Genomic DNA, 1,386 nt, shown 5'->3' with positions numbered 1-1,386 from the left:
TCAATATCAAGCAAATCCCAGGCTTGCTAAAATTCCTCCCGCGCGCGACGCTCGGCGCTGCGTATTCGATGGTTGACAACATGCTTTAGGATCGCCCGCGGCGGAATGAGCGCCGCCCTGGGCGCCGTCTCGGCGAGATCGAGCAGCTTGCTGCGTACACCACATATTTTCTCGGCCAAAAGCTTGCCTGTGGCAGTTCCTCTGGCGACAGGAGCAGCATCGGACGACACATTTACATACACATTTGGGGCGACCTGCCCGAACTCGATCGCATCATTTCGAGTGAAACCGAGAAGCCCGGACCAAGTGTCTGTAAATTCGAGCGAGGCAAACTGGGGCCAGCGCGCGATCATCGCCTTGCGAAGGCGCTGTTCTACCGAGGCCAGAAAATCCTGCGAGAAGCCGGACTTCCTCGGGAACGAAATGCAGTTTCGCATCAGCAAACGATTGCCCTTGATCAGGCGGATCGTGCTGCCATTTTCAGTAGCAGGAAGGAGAGCGAACTCCGTATCGCCGAAGGCTGACATCAACCGATCGGGAATTGGTGATGTCATGCTGGCAAACAGTGCGACTGGCGCAATGCGGTTGCGCGCAATGCCAAATTCGCCCGAGAATACACTGGTGCAGAAGATGATGTTTTTGCTGCGCACTTCACCGTGATCAGTCAATACTTCAATAGTTGGTCCGCCTCGCCAGGAGCGTACACAAGTGCCCTCAAAGACTTCTACGTTTGGCGGCAAAGTCGCGGCAAGGCCCCTCATCAGCGCGGCGGGATTCACCAAGCCGTTACCGCCAACTTTCAAGCCAGCTCGATAGAATTTAGTCCCGACGAGTTGTGCCATCTCATCGCTTTCAAGCCGGGCGTAGGAAATGTTGTCCCGCTCATAGGCAGCTTGCAGATCGCGCAAGTGGCGATCACCGGAGACGCCCGCCGAGACATAGATGCGGCCCCAGTCGCTCCAGTCACATTCTATGCCATGCGTCTGAACTAGCTCACGCAACAGCTTAGTTCCAGCAGAGCAGATGGCATTATTGCGGCGGGTGACTGCTTGGGATTTGGTATGGCCATGAGTGTTGTGGTCCAGCATGAAGCCCGAATTGCGCCCGGAGGCACCGAAGCCGATCCGGGAAGCTTCAATCAGCGCAATTCTATCATCCGGCTTCAGCAAGGCGAGATATCGCGCCGTCGCCAGGCCGCAGGCGCCGCCGCCAACAATAACCCAGTCGGAGCGCAGAGATCCCTTTAGGGGACGCGCAGGAGGCACAACGCCCAGTGACCTGAACCAACCATTCGACTCGTCGTAGATCGGCGCCTTTATCTCACGTCGCCAAAGCCCATTCATGCAAAGCATCCGTCGTAATTTCAGTATACATTAGCGGTCGGGC

General features: G+C 56.6%; 1 protein-coding gene. It reads right to left on the bottom strand.

All coding sequences use genetic code 11. The features are described 5' to 3' along the window. Positions 1–26: 26 nt before the first annotated feature. Entirely contained in the window at positions 27–1,343 is a 1,317-nt protein-coding gene (locus tag EH240_RS36960; RefSeq protein WP_167484332.1) for an NAD(P)/FAD-dependent oxidoreductase, read from the bottom strand. Positions 1,344–1,386 lie beyond the last annotated feature (43 nt).

The sequence above is a fragment of the Mesorhizobium tamadayense genome (assembly GCF_003863365.1).
Taxonomy (GTDB): Bacteria; Pseudomonadota; Alphaproteobacteria; order Rhizobiales; family Rhizobiaceae; genus Mesorhizobium; species Mesorhizobium tamadayense.
The sequence above is the reverse complement of the archived record's forward strand: the minus strand, read 5'-3'. Positions and strand labels throughout refer to the sequence as shown.